Raw genomic sequence first — 15,850 nt, forward strand, 5'->3', positions numbered from 1 at the left:
ATGTCATGCGGCCGGCAGCGTGGGCTGCACCTGCCGCAAAAAAGTCGCGTTGTCCGGTGTGGCGCGCATCCGTTCGAGCAGTGTTTCGAGGTTCGCCTGCCCCTCGCGCGACCGCAGAGCCCGCCGCAGCCCGCGTACGGCCATCAACTCGCCCGGTGTCAGCAGGAGTTCTTCGCGGCGGGTGCCGGACGGGTTGATGTCGACGGCGGGGAAGACGCGCCGGTCGGCGAGGGCTCGGTCGAGGCGGAGCTCCATGTTGCCGGTGCCCTTGAGCTCCTCGAAGAAGAAGTCGTCGGCGCGGGACCCGGTCTCCACCAGGGCGGTGGCCAGGATGGTGAGGGAACCGGCCTCCTCGGTCAGCCGGGCGGCGCCGAAGAGCCGCTTGGGGCCTTGCAGCGCGGCGGCGTCGACACCGCCGCTCAGGGTGCGGCCTCCGGAGGCGGCCGCGTTGTTGTGGGCCCGGCACAGCCGGGTCAGGGAGTCCAGCAGGATCACGACCTCCTCGCCCTGTTCGACGAGTCGCTTGGCGCGCTCCACGACGTGTTCGGCGAGCGCGATGTGCTGCTTGGGGGACCGGTCGAACGTGGAGGCGTACACCTCGCCCCGCACGGAGCGCCGCATGTCGGTCACCTCCTCGGGCCGCTCGTCGAGCAGCACCACCATCAGACGGGCCTCGGGGTGGTTGGCGGCGATCGCGGCGGCCACCTGCTGGAGCAGTACCGTCTTGCCGGTCTTGGGCGGGGCCACGATCAGCCCGCGCTGCCCCTTGCCCACGGGGGCCAGCAGGTCGACCAGACGGCCCGTCAGGCCGCTCGCGGGGTGTTCGAGCCGCATCCGCTCGCGCGGGTGCAGCGGGGTGAGGTCGTGGAAATGCGGGCGGCCGCGCAGCTCTTGGGGCGTACGGCCGTTGATCCGCTCGATGTCGGTGAGGGCGCGTCGGCTGTCGCGTACGCCCTCGACGGTGTCGCCCTTGCGCAGTCCGTACCGGCGGATCAGCGCGGCGGGGACCTGCGGGTCGGAAGGGGTGGTCAGGCCGCACTCGGCGCGCAGGTGTCCCTGCCCGCTCTGTGTGATCTCCAGGACGCCGGTGACCCGGGCCGGAGGCTGCCGATCTGTGGAAGTGCGTTCGAGTGTGGTGGTGGTCATGGATGGGGGTCCTTTCGAGGACGTGAGGAAAACGCATGGGGAAGGGAGGGGGAAGCACACACCCGGGGTACGGCCGAGCCGTTCACGGCCGCGTGAGAGGCGGCGTGTGTGTCGCGGGTGATGCGGGGAAGCTGACGGCCGGTCGGGAATCGACGGGCGGCTCAGCGGAAGAGATCTCAGATTCCTGGAGAGTGGCACCGGCGCCCGAAAGTGGGCGATACACACGTGCCAAGGCGAGTGTACCACCATGGGTGGTCGGCTGTTGGGGAGTTCCTTACCGATGGCTTACCCGTGGCCTTTGAACTGATCTCGCGGACCCGTCGTACAGATGGGGGCACCGCCAGCGGTCTTCGCACGGAAGGAACGTCGCGTGTCGCTCTTCACGCGCTCCAGCCCATCACCCGCCACGGACGCCACGGACACCACGTACGAGACGGACGAGACGAGCAGGCGGCCGACGGCGGACGTGTCGGCGTCGGACGATCCCACCGCGGGCGCTCCGGCGCGGACCGGCGAACCCGTCCGTCGATGGCGGAGGTACCGGACGGCGTTCCGGGACAAGTACCCGCTCGCCACACGCGGTCTGTCATGGGGCGTCACCGCGCTGGCTGCCGCCCTGGTGTTCTTCGCGTTGCTCATGCCGGGCAAGGCCGAGTTCTTCGAGGCGCGGCAGTTCCTGCGGATACCGGTGGAGCCGATCCTCGCCGCCGCCCTGTTGATGGTGCTGCCACGCCGGCCGAGGCTGGTCGCGGCGGTCGCCATCGGGGTGGGCCTGGCCGCGCTGGTCGTCGTGAAGGCCCTGGACATCGGCTTCAACCAGTTCCTCGGCCGCGGCTTCAACGTGGTCCTCGACTGGGGGCTGCTCGACGACGCCGAGTCGTATGTCAAGGACACCCTCGGCTCCACGGGCGCGCGGGTCGCCGTGGTCGGTCTGGTGGCCGGGGTGCTGCTGCTGTTCGTCGTCATGGCACTGGCGGCGGTGCGGCTCGTGAACCTCCTGGTCCGCGACCGGGACCGGGCGACCAAGGGCACGATCGTCGCCGGCACCGTGTGGATCACCTGCGCGGCTCTGGGCCTGACGCCCATCGAGAACACGGCGGTCGCCTCCAGGAGCACCATCGGTTTCGTGCAGGACCGCTGGGGCCGGGTCCAGGAGACCCTCAGGGACGAGGCCGCGTTCGCCAAGGAGGCCAGGAAGGACAGGTTCGCCGACGTGCCCGGCGATCAGTTGCTGACCGGGCTGCGCGGCAAGGACGTGCTGATCACCTTCATCGAGAGCTACGGGCGCGCCGCCCTGGAGGACCCGGCCGTCGCGCCCGGCGTGGACGCGGCCCTCGACGAGGAGGGCGAGGCGCTGACCAGGGCGGGGTTCGCGGCGAAGAGCGGCTGGCTGACCTCCGCGACGTACGGTGGCAGCAGCTGGCTCGGCCACTCGACGTTCCTCACCGGCCTGTGGATCGACAACCAGAGCCGCTACCGCACGGTCACCGCCGGCGAACGCCTCACGCTGCCGGGCGCGTTCCACAAGACCGGGGCCTGGCGGACGGTCGGCATCGTGCCCGGGGTGCAGAAGAACTGGCCGGAGGGCGACTTCTACGGCCTCGACAAGGTCTACGACTCCCGCGATCTCGGCTACCGGGGGCCGAAGTTCAGCTGGTCGACCATGCCCGACCAGTACGCGCTCACCGCGTTCGAACGCCTGGAGGCGGCCAAGGAGGGCGACAAGCCGCTGATGTCGGAGATCATCCTGACCTCCAGTCATCAGCCGTGGGCGCCGCTGCCGAAGATGGTCGGCTGGGACGAGGTCGGCGACGGCTCGGTCTACAAGGACATCGAGAAGGCGGGCAAGGACCCGGCGGACGTCTTCACCGACCCCGTCAAGGTGAAGGAGGAGTACGGCAAGTCCGTCCAGTACTCCCTGCACAGCCTCCTGCGGTACGTGGAGAGGTACGGCGACGAGAACACCGTGCTGGTCTTCCTCGGCGACCACCAGCCCATGGCGAGCGTCAGCGGCAACGGAGCCGGCCATGACGTACCCGTCACCATCGTCGCCCACGACCCGAAGGTCCTCGACCGGATCGACGACTGGGGCTGGTCCGACGGTCTGCGGCCCGGCGACGACGCCCCGGTCTGGCGCATGGACTCCTTCCGCGACCGCTTCCTCACCGCGTACGGCGAGGAGCCGAACGTGGCCCGCTCGCCCTCGCCGTAGAGGTCCGCGCCGTGTGAGCGGCTGCCCGGAGCGGGACTCCGGGCAGCCGGCCCCGACGACTATCCGCCGAGCTCGAAGATCCCGTATCCGAAGCCCCGCGCGGTGATCGTGCCGCCCACGATGTCCACGCCCTGCCCCTCCAGAGCGCTGTGGACGGGGGGCGTGTACAAGCAACTGGCCTTGTGACGCTGCGGGTTGACGATCACCAGATACCTCCCGCCCCGGACGTACACGAACGGATACCCCGCGTGCACCACCTCCACCGAGCCGCCGTGGCCCAGCTCGGGTGTACGCCTGCGCAGGGCGATCAGCCGGCGTACGAGGTGGAGGAGCGAGGTGTCGTCGGCGCGCTGGGCGGCGACGGTCGGGCGGTCCGGGGAGGGGTCGACGGGGAGGTAGAGGCGGTCGGCGGGGGCGGGGGAGAAGCCCGCGTTCGGGCCGGCGTCCCACTGCATGGGGGTGCGGGAGCCCGCGCGGTTGTAGCGAGGGCCGAGGACGCTGCCTTCCTTGTCGGGCAGGCCCGGCACATAGCGCATGCCGATCTCGTCGCCGTAGTAGATCGCCGGGAGCGTCGGCCAGGTCAGCTGGAAGGCGAACGCGGGGGGAAGCTGATCGGCGGTGCGGGGGCCGCAGTTGAGGCGGGAGAAGTCGTGGTTGGCGGTGGGGAGCGAGATGGCGCCCGCGCCGTCGACGGCCGTGGACGCCTGGTGCCAGGCTTCGACGAAGGGACGCGGCGAGCCGTGGCCGCTCGCGTCGAAGAAGCAGTCGAGAGGGTCCCAGTTCTCGTGGACCGTGCCCCCGCCGTTGTTCCACAGCGAGCGCAGTGCGAGGCCGTCGGAGGGACCGCCGAAGTGGAGGAAGAAGTCGGCGTGGAAGCCGGCCGGGATCGACACCTCCGGCTCGCCCCACTCGGCGAGCAGCACGGCGTCCGGGTGGGCGGCGTCCAGCCAGTGCCGCAGCTCCGTCCAGACACGGGCGGTCTCGGCCTTGTCCGGGTCGTCCTTGACGAGCGAGGCGGCCATGTCGACGCGGAAGCCGGAGAGGCCGAGCCCCAGCCAGTGGTCCATGATCGTGCGGAGGGCGTCGCGGTTGGCGCGCGGGCCGTCGGCGTCGACCGGCAGCCGCCACGGCTCGGCCGGATTCTCGCGCGCGTAACCGAAGTTGAGGGCGGGCTGGGAGTCGAAGAAGTTCGGGAGGTACGCACCCGGGCGGGTGCCGGGGGAGGCGACGAAGCCTTCCGGGCGGCCCTGGGTCGTCCAGATGTAGCGGTGGTCGTCCGGGTCGTTCGCGGCGGCCCGGAACCACGGGTGGTCGATGGACGTGTGGCCGGCGACGAGGTCCAGCAGAATCCGGATGCCCCGGCGGCCCGCCTCGTCGACGAGCTCGGCCAAGTCGTCGTTCGAGCCGTAGCGCGGGGCGACGCGCAGATAGTCGGCGACGTCGTACCCGGCGTCGCGGAACGGCGAGAGGAAGCAGGGGTTCAGCCAGACGGTGTCGACACCCAGCCAGGACAGATGGTCGAGGTGGTCGGTGATCCCCGCGAAGTCCCCGATGCCGTCCCCGTCGGAGTCGGCGAAGGACTGCGGGTAGATCTGGTAGAAGACGGCGTCGGCCAGCCAGGTCGGGGCAGGACGGAACGAAGTCATGTCCTGGACCATAGGCGAGGGCACACGCCGGCCGCTGCCCCGAGCCAAGGCCTAAGCTGACATGATGTTCACCCCGCAAGGCCCCAGCCTCCGCGAACTCGCCGTTCAGGCACTCTCCTCCGTCGAACACGGCTACGACCTGCTCGCACCCAAATTCGACCAGACCCCGTTCCGTACGCCGGACTCCGTCCTGGAGGCGGTGGAGTCGGCCCTGTCGTCGATGGGCCCGTTCGACCACGGGCTGGACCTCTGCTGCGGCACCGGGGCCGGCATGGAGGTGCTGCGCGGGGTGTGCCGGGAGAGCGTCACCGGCGTCGACATCAGTGCCGGGATGCTGGCGGTGGGGAGGGAGCGGGTGGGCTCCGGCACGACCCGCTCCGCGGGCCCGCACGTTGCTTCCGTCCGCTCGGGCGGCCTGAGTTCGGCCACCCCCGGCTCCGCGGGCCCAGGGGCCGCTTCCGCCGACTCGGAAGGTCCGGGTCCGGCCGCCCCCGGCTCCGGTGTCCCCCGCGTCTCCTGGGTGCGCGGTGACGCCCTGGCCCTCCCCTTCGCGCCCGTCTTCGACCTGGCCGTCAGCTTCGGCGCGTTCGGGCACTTCCTGCCGGAGGAGTTGCCGGGCCTCTTCGCCGAGGCGCACTCCGTGCTGCGGACGGGCGGACGCTTCGCTTTCCCGTTGCCCGCACCCGCCCCGCCCAACTCCCCCTGGTACTGGGCGGCCCTGGGCTTCGACGCGGCGATGCGGGTGCGCAACGCGGTCTGGCGGCCGCCGTTCGTCATGTACTACCGGCCGTTCCGGCTCGGCGTCGTACTTCGTGAGCTGGAACGCGCCGGGTTCGACGTGGAACTGTTCGCGCTGCCCGAGTTCGGGCGGCGGCCCGACGGCAGCCCGCGCTGCCGGATGGTCGTGGCCACGCGCAAGGGGTGACCCGCCATGAGGCCGCCGGGCCCGGAGGAGTCGGCCAGGGCCGGGCGGCGCGCGTCAAGGGATGGCACGGGTCAACGGGTGGCTTGCGCCGCCGACTTGATCAGCGGGACCCCCTTGTCCGGGTGGGACATCATCGCCACGCGCGAGGAGCCCACCTCGATGGTGTGCGAGCCCGCCCGCTTCGCCTCGGAGCGCTCCAGCGTGGGGGAGGTCGTCTTGTCCTTCGTGGCCCCCGGTCTCCGCGGGTCGTCACAGCGGGCTCCGGCCGTTCCCGGTCTCTCCCTGTGCGGTCAGAGCGCGCTGTACAGCGCCTCGACGAGGGCCATCTTGCGCGGGTCGTCGGCGATGTGCGGGCCCATGCGGTTCATGACATAGCCGAGGGAGACGCAGGCCTCCGGGTCGGCGAGGCCGCTGGAGCCGCCGTAGCCGTCGTGGCCGAAGGCCCTCGGGTTCGGCCCGTACGAGCCGTGCGGGCCGCTCAGCCACAGCCCGAGCCCGATCTCCGTGTCCCGGCCCAACCCGACGCCGAGCACCAGGTCACGGCAGGCGCCCTGGCCCTCGCGGACCCGCTCGGCCGCCTCCGGCGACAGCACCCGCCGCCCGCCCCAGGTGCCGCGCAGCGCGAGGATCCCGTACAGCGCGGCGACCGCCCGGGCGGTGCCGTGGCCGTTGGCGGCCGGGACCTCGGCGGCCCGCCACTCGGGGGTGTTGGCCTCGGCGGCGCCGATCAGCGGGTTGGCGAGAGCGGCCAGCGCCGTGGGCGTCAACTGGGCGAAGACCGCGGCCTGTTCACTGGTCGTCGCGGTCGGCGGATGCACCAGCTCGGCCGCCCGCGACGCCTCCGCGTAGGGCAGGCCGATCGTGAAGTCGAGACCGAGCGGTCCGGTGACCTCGCGCGCCAGGAAGGCGCTCGGCAGCAGCCCCGACACCCGCCGGACCACCTCGCCGACGAGGAAGCCGTATGTCATCGCGTGGTACCCGGACCGCGTGCCCGGCTCCCACCAGGGCTCCTGCGCCGCGAGCCGCTTGACCGTCAGCTCCCAGTCGCAGAGCTGCTCGAAAGAGAGCGGTTCACGCGGCCCCGCGAGCCCCGCCCGGTGCGACAGCAGATGCCGCACGAGCACGCCCTCCTTGCCGGCCGCCGCGAACTCCGGCCAGTACGCGGCCACCGGGGCGTCCAGGTCGAGCAGGCCCCGGTCGGCGAGGATGTGCGCGCACAGCGCGGTCGTGCCCTTGGTCGTCGACCACACGTTGACCACGGTGTCCCGCTCCCAGGGGCGGGACCGTGCCGCGTCGGCCCAGCCGCCCCAGAGGTCCACCACGGTCTCCCCGCGCAGCGTCACGGTGACCGCCGCCCCCAGCTCGTCACGCTCGCCGAAGTTCTCCTCGAACGCGCTGCGCACGGCCTCGAACCGTGCCTCGCAGTGACCCCGCACCTGAGACTGGGACATGAACCCTCCGTCGTCCGTCGTCCGCCGCCGTTCGCCGGGGCGAGGGCCGCCCGGTCTCCCCGAACATACCGACTGGTCGGACAGGAGGGAAGCCGTGCGACGGAACCGTCGCCACCGGCAGGGGCCTCGGGGGATGAGCAGGGGGCGGGCGGGCTCCGTGCGGACCGCGATCAGGTGCCGGCGGTCCGGGTCTCCACCGCCGGACCGGCCGCGTCGAACCGTACGCAGAGACAGTCCGCGAGGGTCCTCGCGCTGCTGTAGGCCTCGACAGCACCCGGCCCCGGCGACCGCCAGAGCGTCGTCATGGGCGGTTCTCGCACACTGCCACACCCCGCCCCGTGGGCGCCCTGCAGCCCGTTTCGGTTCCGTCAGAGCCGCGAGGCCAGCCAGCGCAACTTGACCGCCTCCTGGAAAGGGCCGCCGCCCTCGTGGTCGTTGAAGTCGTAGACCTCGATGCGCTTGTTGGCCTCGGCCCAGGCGTTGAACGCCGCGAAGACCGTGGACGGCGGGCAGGTCTGGTCCTCCAGGGCCGCCGAGAACAGGGCGGCGGCCCGGCCGCGCGCGGCGAAGTGCACGGCGTCGAAGTAGGCGAGGGTGCGTCCGACCTGCTCGGTGCGGCCGCGGTGGGTCTTGAGGTACTTGCCGATCTCGCGGTAGGGGTCGCGGTCGGTGATGGTGGTGGAGCGAGGGAAGTCGCACAGGAACGGCACGTCGGGCGCGACCGCGACCAGGTCGGGGACGAGTCCGCCGACGGCGATGGCGATGCCGCCGCCCTGGCTGGAGCCGACGACGGCCGTGCGCGCCGCGTCGGTCAGCGGGTGGGAGCGGGCGGCCTCCACCGCGCGTACGGCGTCGGTGTAGACCCGGCGGTAGTAGTAGTTCTCGGGGGCGTCGATGCCCCGGGTCATGAAGCCGGGGAAGGCGGGGGCGCCGGCCACCGGGTCGGGGGTGTCACCGCCTCCGCCCCAGGCGCTGCCCTGGCCCCGGGTGTCCATCACGAAGTGGGCGTAGCCCGCCGAGGCCCACATGAGGTGGGTGTGGGGCAGGCCGCGGCCACCGCCGTAGCCGATGAACTCCACGACGGTGGGCAGCGGTTCGGTCGCCCCGGCCGGGATGACCAGCCAGCCCTTGACCGGGTGCCCGCCGAACCCGGCGTAGGTGACGTCGTACACCTGGATCGTCTTCAGGTGGGTCTCGACCGGCTCGAATCGGGCGTCGAGGTCGTGCTCGCGGGATCCCTGGAGCGTCTTCGCCCAGAAGGCGTCGAAGTCCTCGGGCTCCGTCGAAGCGCTTCGATAGCCATGGAGCTCGTCCAACGGCAGGTCGAACAGGGCCATGAAGGACCACCTTTTTGAGTTCTGAGGTGCGGATGATCACACCGTACGTGGGACGCCGCGGGCCCGCCAAGGGCGTTTTCCGGGCCCGCGACGACCCCACGTCTCACCTCCGGTCGGTCCCGGGGCTCACCTCTGGTCGGCCCCGACCAGGGCCCGGACCTCGAAGTCCTCGTACACGCTGTCCTCCTGCCGGGGACCGAGGAGGGAGCCGAGCCAGCCCAGCAGGAAGCCCGCCGGGATCGACACGATGCCCGGGTTCTGCAGCGGGAACCACGCGAAGTCGGCGTTCGGATACACCGAGTCGGGGGTGGAGGAGACGACCGGCGAGAACAGGACGAGCAGAACGGAGGTGACCAGGCCGCCGTACAGGCTGAGCAGGGCGCCTCGGGCGGTGAACCCGCGCCAGAACAGGCTGTAGATGATCGTCGGGAGGATGGCGGACGCGGCGATCGCGAAGGCCAGGAACGCCAGGGTGGCGGTGTTGGTGCCCCAGGCGAGGAGGGCGAACATCATGCTGAGGACGCCCAGGGCCATCGCGGCGATCCGGGCGACGCCCAACTCCTGCGTCTCCTTCGCCTTTCCCTTGCGGAGCACCTCGCCGAAGAGGTCGTGGGCGACGGACGAGGCGGCGGCGAGCATGAGACCGGCGGCGACGGCGAGCAGGGTGACGAAGGCCAGGGCCGAGACGATCGCCGTGAGGACCTCACCGCCGAGTTCGTGGGCGAGCAGCAGTACGGCCGCGTCGCCCTTGTGGTCGATGTCCGAGATGGTCTCGCGGCCCACGACGGCGGTGGCGCCGAGCCCGAGCACACCGGCCATCAGGCACACGAATCCGACGAGACCCACGGCCCACACCACCGAGGCGCGCAGCACCCGGGTCCGGCGAGGCGCGAACATCCGCATCATCACGTGGGGGAGCGCGGCCAGCCCGAGCACGATGGCCAGTTGCAGACTGAAGAAGTCGATCTTGCTGATGGGGCCCGCCCCGTAGCGCAGGCCCGGCTGGAGGTACGCGTCGCCCAGCCCGCTGCCCCCGGTCGCGGACGCCAGGAGCCCGTCGATGTTCCAGTCGAAGCGGTTCAACACCAGCACGGCGACCACCGTGACACCGGCGACGAGCATCACGGCCTTGAACACCTGGATGAAGGTGGCCCCCGGCATGCCACCGATCGCCGCGTAGATCGTCACGATCGTGCCGATGATGATCACGACCATCATCCGGGTGGTCGGGCCGGGTTCGCCCACGAACTGCGTCATCAGCGCGATGCTGCCGACCAGTTGGGCCACCAGGTAGAGGGTGCACACGGAGAGCGTGCAGATGGCGAGCGCCAGTCGGACGGACCGCTGTCGCAGCGGGAACCGCCGGGCCAGGGCGTCGCCGAGCGTGAACCTGCCCGAGTTGCGCAGGGGTTCGGCGATGAGCAGCAGCACCATCATCCAGGCGACGACCGTGCCGCCGAGGTAGAGCAGGCCGTCGTACCCGGTCAGGGCGACGAGGCCGGTGCTGCCGAGCAGGGTCGCGGCCGAGAGGTAGTCACCGCACATGGCGAGGCCGTTGCGCAGCGGCGACATGTCACGGTTGCCGAGGTAGAACTCGCTGATCTCGTCCCGCTGCGGTGCCGTGAGCAGCGCGGTGAACAGGGTGATCACGACGACGGAGAGGAACAGCACGAACGTCAGCCGCAGGCTGAACGCGTCCGCCACGCTCGCGGAGAAGGTCACCATGCGCCGAACCGCCGTCCGGCCGGGACGCGCCGCTGCTCGGCGTCCTGGTCCTCCAGGTGGGAACGGAGCCGGCGGACGACCGGGTCGATGTTCCTGCGCATGTGCCGTACGTACAGGAACGCGGTCACACCCATGACGGCGAACTGCGCCAGACCGAGGGCCAGCCCCAGCGTCAGATGTCCGATCAATCGTTGATTCATTACTCCTGGTACGAAACTCGACAGGAGGACGTACGACAGGAAAGCGCCGACGGACAACGTGGTCGCCCATACCCCGAATCTGCGATATGCCGCGCTTATTGAACGAAATTCAGGGTGTGCGTGTATGGGTTGTGGGCTGGGCTGTCGGCCGGGTTGCCGACCGGGCTGGGCGGGGGGAAACGGGACGGAACTGCCGTGCCGTGCCGCGTGGTTGGACACAATGCACCCTCTTCGCTGCCTTATGCCTGTGGGGGAGGAAGCGGATTATGGCAGCAAGGCAATTGAAGTATCAACTGCGTTGGCGGGATGAATTTTGTGGACGTTTCGCGGTTGGCCGAAACGCGGTGTGCCCCCTATTAGCTGAGAAATGTTCTTGTTCTGTCCTCAGGCACAGCGATGTCCCCAGTCGGGTCCGGTCCGCGCCCACTCCCGCTCCCATTCGGCGAGCCGATGCCGAATGGCGACCCGGCGGACGAGCACATGCCCGAGCACCACGATGCCTACCACGCCGCCGGTGGCGCAGGTCCCCATCGCCAGCGCGTGCTGCCAGACGGCCGTGTCGGTCGGCGGCGGCTGGACGCTGTGGCCCGCCCCGTCCAGCCAGACGTCGGCGCGGTCGCCGCGCTCGGTGCCCGCCGGCACCCGGGCCACACCGGTACGGGAGCCGCCGTCGGGCTCGGTCCAGCGTGCCCGCACCCAGAAGCTGGGCTCCTTGTCGTCGTGCGCCGAGGGCACCGAGGCCGGGGCCTTCTCGACGATCACGGCGCTGACCCGGTCGAGCGCGGCCCGCTCGTGTGCCGCGTGCGCCTGCGCGTCCGCGTGGGCCCACCGGCCCACCGCGATCCCGGCGGCCGGGGCGCCGAGGACGAGCAGAAGCGCGACGAACAGCACCGTCCACGCCTCGACGACGTCAGAGCGTCGGCGCAGCGGGTTGGGGCGCCAACGCCACCCGAACACCTGGCCTCGCATCTCGCCCTCCCTCACCGGCCCGGCCCTCATGTACGAGAGCCCCGGTTAGGACTGGTCCGCACTTCCGGTGTACCCGAAAGAGGCCTCGATGGCATGATTTGCGCCAGAAATCATGGAGGCACGGCCCGGCCCGGCATGAGCGTGCGCCGTCCGGGTCGGAGGGCCGACTGAGCCGCTCGATGGGTCATCCGGACCGCCCGATGGGTCAGCCGGGCTGCCCAATGGATCAGCCGACTCGGTCAAAGGGTGAGCCGGACTTCTCGAAGAGCCCCCCGGACCGCTCGAAAGTCAGCCGGACCGCTCGACGATTCAGCCGAACCGCTCGATACGGATGCGGTCCACGGGCTGTCCGGCCTCGACCAGCAGCCGGGAGGCGTGCTCGGCGAACGCGTTGGAGCCGCACACATAGGCTTCCCACCCGCCCGGTGGCCGCTCGGCCAGGAGCGGCGCCACATGTGCCGGCGACAGCCGTCCCACCGGCACCCCATCGGGCGCCCGACGCGTGAACACGGCCGTGGTCTCCGCGCCGTACTCCGCCGCGTAGACCAGTTCCTCGGGCCCGCGCGCGGAGACCAGCAGCCGCAGCGGTACGTCGAGGTCGCCCGCCCGGTGGTGGCGGATCATCGACATCAGCGGTACGACGCCGGAACCGGCGCCGATCAGCAGCGCGGGCCGGTCCCCGGGCCAGGCGAAGAAGCCGCTGAGGGGGCCGCGCACCTCGACCTCGTCGCCGGGCCGGGCCTCGCTGTGGAACCACCCGGAGACCTCGCCGCCCTCGACATGGTCCAGGGTCAGTTCGATGTGCCCGGTGTCGTCCGGCGGGGACGCCAGCGAGTAGTGGCGCTGCGCGGTGTAGCCGTCGCCGGCGGTCAGCCGCAGCATCAGATGTTGCCCCGGCAGATGCCCCGCCCACCCGGGCACCGCGAACCGGAACGTGGCCACGGCCGGTGTCTCCCGACGGATCTCCGTCAGCGTCGCCGTCCGCCAGAGCGCCGAGGCCCGGTTGCTCACGGCGATACGACCCGGCACGGCGAACCGCGTGGCCGGTGTGAAGGCCGACTCGGTCAGTGCCGTCCCAGACCTTGCCGTCCCGGACGGTGTCGTCGCAGGCGGTGCCGCCTCGGACGGCGTCGCCCCGGGCAGTGTCGTCTCAGTCACCGGAGTACCGCTGCTCCTCCCACGGGTTGCCCCGCGCGTGATAGCCGTTCTGCTCCCAGAAACCGGGCTCGTCGTGGTCGAGCAGTCGCAGGCCCGCGATCCACTTCGCGCTCTTCCAGAAGTACAGATGCGGCACCAGCAGCCGCGCCGGGCCGCCGTGCTCGGCGGGCAGCGGCTTGCCGTCGTACTCCCACGCGATCCAGGCGCGTCCGCCGGTGAGGTCGGCGAGCGGGAGGTTCGTGGTGTAGCCGCTGTGGGAGTACGCGACCGCGTGGGTGGCGGACGCGTCGGGCCGGACCACGTCCAGGAACGCGTCCAGCGAGACGCCTCCGAACCGCACCCCGAACTTCGACCAGCTCGTCACACAGTGGATGTCGCCCTCGTACGGCGACGCGGGCAGCGCGTGCGCCTCGTCCCAGTCCCAGGAGCGCGGCCGCGCCACCAGACCGTCGATCCGGAACGTCCAGTCGGCGGGCGTGAGGTCGGGGGTGACCTCGGCCGACAGGACGGGCCAGTCCTCGCCGGCGTCGTACTGGCCGGGCGGCAGTCCGGGATTGTGGACGCGGGGGCGTCCGGTGAAGCCTCGTGTGACGTTCATGGGGGTCCAACGTGACGATGGTGATTGCTGAGTCATACAACCGTACGTGTCCGGGGTGAGCGCTTCGGCCCCGGGGCCGGGCGGCGATCATTGCGGCCGCGTGAACTCTTCGGCGGCCCGGGAATAGGGGCTCGGCGATCTCCCTTGCCGCCTTCAGTCGGTGCCGGCGGACCTGACGGCGGACGACCAGGTTGTAGCAGAGCAGAGCAGAGCAGGGCAGAGCAGGGCAGAGCAGAGTAGGGCGAGAGAAGAGCGGGAGAGCGCATGTCCGAGTACGCGAGTGGCAGCAAGGGTGCGGGCATCGTGCCGCACGTCCTCGACAATCCCGCCCTCGCCTCCCTCACCGGGCCGCACGCCCACTTCGCCGAGCGGCGGGGCCGGGTGCTGCGCTACCCGCTCGACGTCTCCCCGTGGCTGGCCCTCCCCGACGAGCCCGACGCGGACGACTGGGCCGACCTCGCGGCGCTGGCCGGCCCCGGCGCCGAGGTCCCGGTCCCGGCCTACACCGGGGGGTTCCCGGCCGACTGGGAGGTGACGTTCGACCTGGCGGGCGTGCAGCTCGTCGACGACGGGATAGCCGCGGCCCCGGACGGCGAGGCCGTACTCCTCGGCTCCGCCGACGTGCCCGAGATGCTCGACCTCGTCGAGCGCACCCAGCCCGGCCCCTTCCTGCCCCGCACCGTCGAGCTCGGCACCTACCTCGGTATCCGCCGGGGCGGCGCCCTGGTCGCCATGGCCGGTGAGCGGCTGCATCCGCCGGGCTGGACCGAGATCAGCGCGGTCTGCACCGACCCGGCCTTCCGTGGCGCGGGCCTCGCCACCCGCCTCGTCCACGCCGTCGCCCACGGCATCCGCGAACGGGGCGAAACCCCCTTCCTCCACACCGCCGCGACCAACACGACCGCCATCCGCCTCTACGAATCCCTCGGCTTCCGCCTACGCCGCACCACCCGCTTCATGGCGGCCAGGGTGCCGTTGGTCGAGGCGGGGGAGGAGCGGGTGGGGGTGTAGCGGGTCGGGCGGCGGTGCGGGTGGTGATCGGGCCGGGGGTGGGCCGAGCGGGGCGCCCGTTCTCAAACCGGTGGGCCGGCGGGCCGGTGGGCCGGGGCGCACCGAGTCTCGCCGGGGTGACGGTGACATGAAGCCGTGCCGGCCACCGGCTCGCGACACGAAGCGTGCCGGGACCGTCGGCCGGACGCGTGGGAGCCGCGCCGAGACAGCCGGCGCTGTGCGGTGGGACGGCGGACCGGGGGTTGTCGGTCGTGGGTCGGCGGGTGTGCCGGGGTGGTTGGCCGTGCGGTTCGGGGGCGCGCCGGGATGGCCGGCCGTTCCCCCTTCGGAGCTTTCCCGGGAGCGTCGGCCGGGCAAGCCGTAGCGGGCCGGAGGCATCGGAGCCGTGGGGGAGACGCGGTCCCCGGCGGAGCTGCTCGCGCCCTTGAAGCAGGGTCATGACCATGGGGTAGGGTGACCGGGCCAGTCAGCTCGTGGACCGAGGAGGTGGGACCCATTACCGCTGTGTCAGGTCGGGTGCTCTCACCCCAACGCGGCGCGGTGCATCGCCGATAGGCCACCGCGGGAGCGCCCTTCGGCCCACCGAAAGGCTCTCGGCTGTCATGCCACTTGTCTCAACCTCCTCTGTCGTCACGGCACTTCGTGCCGCCGGTTGCGTCTTCGCCGAGGACGAGGCGGAGTTGATCCTCGCCACCGCACGCACCCCGGACGAGGCCACCACCATGGTCGACCGGCGCGTCGCCGGCCTCCCCCTCGAACTCGTCCTCGGCTGGGCCGAGTTCGCGGGCCTGCGCATCACCGTGGAAACCGGTGTGTTCGTTCCCCGCCGCCGCACCGAGTTCCTCGTCGAGCGGGCCCTCGCCACCGTCCCCGGCGCCTCGGTCGTCGTCGACCTCTGCTGCGGCTCCGGCGCGGTGGGTGTCGCCCTGGCCGCCTCACTCGACGGGGCGGAACTCCACGCCGCCGACATCGACCCGGCGGCGGTCCGCTGCGCCCGCCGCAACATCGCCCCGCACGACGGCCACGCGCACGAGGGTGACCTCTTCGCGGCGCTGCCCGACCGCCTGCGGGGCCGCGTCGACATCCTCGCGGCGAACGTCCCGTACGTCCCGACCGGCGAGGTCCCGCTCCTGCCGAGCGAGGCCCGCGACCACGAACCCCTCGTCGCCCTGGACGGCGGCAGGGACGGCCTCGACGTGCTGCGCAGGGTCGCCGCAGAGGCCTCCGAATGGCTCGCCCCGGGCGGCTGTCTGCTCGTCGAGACGAGCGAACGCCAGGCACCGCTCGCCCTCGACACCTTCCACCGCTCCGGCCTCACCGCACGCGTGGCCGTCTCGGAGGAGATGTACGCCCACGTGGTGCTCGGCTCAAGACCCTGAGTGTGACGGCGATCGGTAGTTGGCCCCGAGGCGGTCTGTGATCGCGATCTTTTGGTCATCTGAGGAGATCGCCGTGTGTCGCAGCTCAGAGGC

General features: G+C 71.6%; 14 protein-coding genes. 4 read left to right on the forward strand and 10 right to left on the reverse strand.

The genetic code is table 11. The features are described from left to right. Positions 1–3 precede the first annotated feature (3 nt). Positions 4–1,146: a transcription termination factor Rho gene (gene rho, locus OG622_RS44660; protein WP_371582762.1), complete on the reverse strand. Its 1,143-nt coding sequence runs from the start codon at positions 1,144–1,146 to the stop codon at positions 4–6. A gap of 370 nt (positions 1,147–1,516) precedes the next feature. Between rho and OG622_RS44665 the strand changes: the two genes are divergently transcribed. After that, positions 1,517–3,358: a sulfatase gene (locus tag OG622_RS44665; RefSeq protein ID WP_371582764.1), complete on the forward strand. Its 1,842-nt coding sequence runs from the start codon at positions 1,517–1,519 to the stop codon at positions 3,356–3,358. A 59-nt stretch (positions 3,359–3,417) separates the two neighbouring features. Here the strand turns inward: OG622_RS44665 and OG622_RS44670 are convergent, their stop codons facing one another. Beyond that, positions 3,418–5,004 carry an alpha-amylase family glycosyl hydrolase gene (locus OG622_RS44670; RefSeq protein ID WP_371582765.1) on the reverse strand — a complete coding sequence of 529 codons (1,587 nt, stop codon included), beginning with the start codon at positions 5,002–5,004 and terminating at the stop codon, positions 3,418–3,420. 64 nt (positions 5,005–5,068) lie between these two features. Here OG622_RS44670 and OG622_RS44675 point away from each other — a divergent pair, with 64 nt between their 5' ends. Further along, positions 5,069–5,929: a class I SAM-dependent methyltransferase gene (locus OG622_RS44675; RefSeq protein WP_371582766.1), complete on the forward strand. Its 861-nt coding sequence runs from the start codon at positions 5,069–5,071 to the stop codon at positions 5,927–5,929. Positions 5,930–6,219: 290 nt separating this feature from the next. Here the strand turns inward: OG622_RS44675 and OG622_RS44680 are convergent, their stop codons facing one another. The 8 genes from OG622_RS44680 to OG622_RS44715 form a co-directional block, all read right to left on the reverse strand. Beyond that, positions 6,220–7,380 carry a serine hydrolase domain-containing protein gene (locus OG622_RS44680; protein WP_371582768.1) on the reverse strand — a complete coding sequence of 387 codons (1,161 nt, stop codon included), beginning with the start codon at positions 7,378–7,380 and terminating at the stop codon, positions 6,220–6,222. Between the two features lie 170 nt (positions 7,381–7,550). After that, on the reverse strand, positions 7,551–7,685 hold the full coding sequence (locus OG622_RS44685) for a hypothetical protein (protein WP_371582769.1): 135 nt from the start codon (positions 7,683–7,685) through the stop codon (positions 7,551–7,553). A gap of 63 nt (positions 7,686–7,748) precedes the next feature. Then, positions 7,749–8,717: an acetylxylan esterase gene (locus OG622_RS44690; RefSeq protein ID WP_371582771.1), complete on the reverse strand. Its 969-nt coding sequence runs from the start codon at positions 8,715–8,717 to the stop codon at positions 7,749–7,751. A 126-nt stretch (positions 8,718–8,843) separates the two neighbouring features. Further along, on the reverse strand, positions 8,844–10,442 hold the full coding sequence (locus OG622_RS44695; protein WP_371582772.1) for a cation acetate symporter: 1,599 nt from the start codon (positions 10,440–10,442) through the stop codon (positions 8,844–8,846). Beyond that, the gene (locus tag OG622_RS44700) at positions 10,436–10,861 is read right to left on the reverse strand and encodes a DUF485 domain-containing protein (protein WP_371582774.1); all 426 of its coding nucleotides are present in this window, start codon (positions 10,859–10,861) and stop codon (positions 10,436–10,438) included. Before OG622_RS44700 ends, OG622_RS44695 begins: the two co-directional genes overlap by 7 nt. A gap of 165 nt (positions 10,862–11,026) precedes the next feature. After that, complete coding sequence (locus OG622_RS44705; RefSeq protein WP_371582776.1) at positions 11,027–11,611, reverse strand: hypothetical protein; 585 nt, start codon at positions 11,609–11,611, stop codon at positions 11,027–11,029. 309 nt (positions 11,612–11,920) lie between these two features. Further along, positions 11,921–12,679, reverse strand: a complete 759-nt coding sequence (locus OG622_RS44710) for a ferredoxin reductase (protein ID WP_371584417.1) — start codon at positions 12,677–12,679, stop codon at positions 11,921–11,923. 82 nt (positions 12,680–12,761) lie between these two features. Next, on the reverse strand, positions 12,762–13,367 hold the full coding sequence (locus OG622_RS44715; RefSeq protein WP_371582777.1) for a sulfite oxidase-like oxidoreductase: 606 nt from the start codon (positions 13,365–13,367) through the stop codon (positions 12,762–12,764). Between the two features lie 264 nt (positions 13,368–13,631). On the opposite strand from OG622_RS44715, the gene OG622_RS44720 reads away from it, so the two are divergent. Then, positions 13,632–14,378: a GNAT family N-acetyltransferase gene (locus OG622_RS44720; protein ID WP_371582779.1), complete on the forward strand. Its 747-nt coding sequence runs from the start codon at positions 13,632–13,634 to the stop codon at positions 14,376–14,378. Positions 14,379–14,980: 602 nt separating this feature from the next. Next, a complete protein-coding gene (locus tag OG622_RS44725) occupies positions 14,981–15,757 on the forward strand; it encodes a putative protein N(5)-glutamine methyltransferase (RefSeq protein ID WP_371582780.1) in 777 nt (258 codons plus the stop codon). The last annotated feature ends 93 nt before the right edge of the window (positions 15,758–15,850 follow it).

Source organism: Streptomyces sp. NBC_01314, assembly GCF_041435215.1.
In the GTDB taxonomy this organism is placed as follows: domain Bacteria; phylum Actinomycetota; class Actinomycetes; order Streptomycetales; family Streptomycetaceae; genus Streptomyces.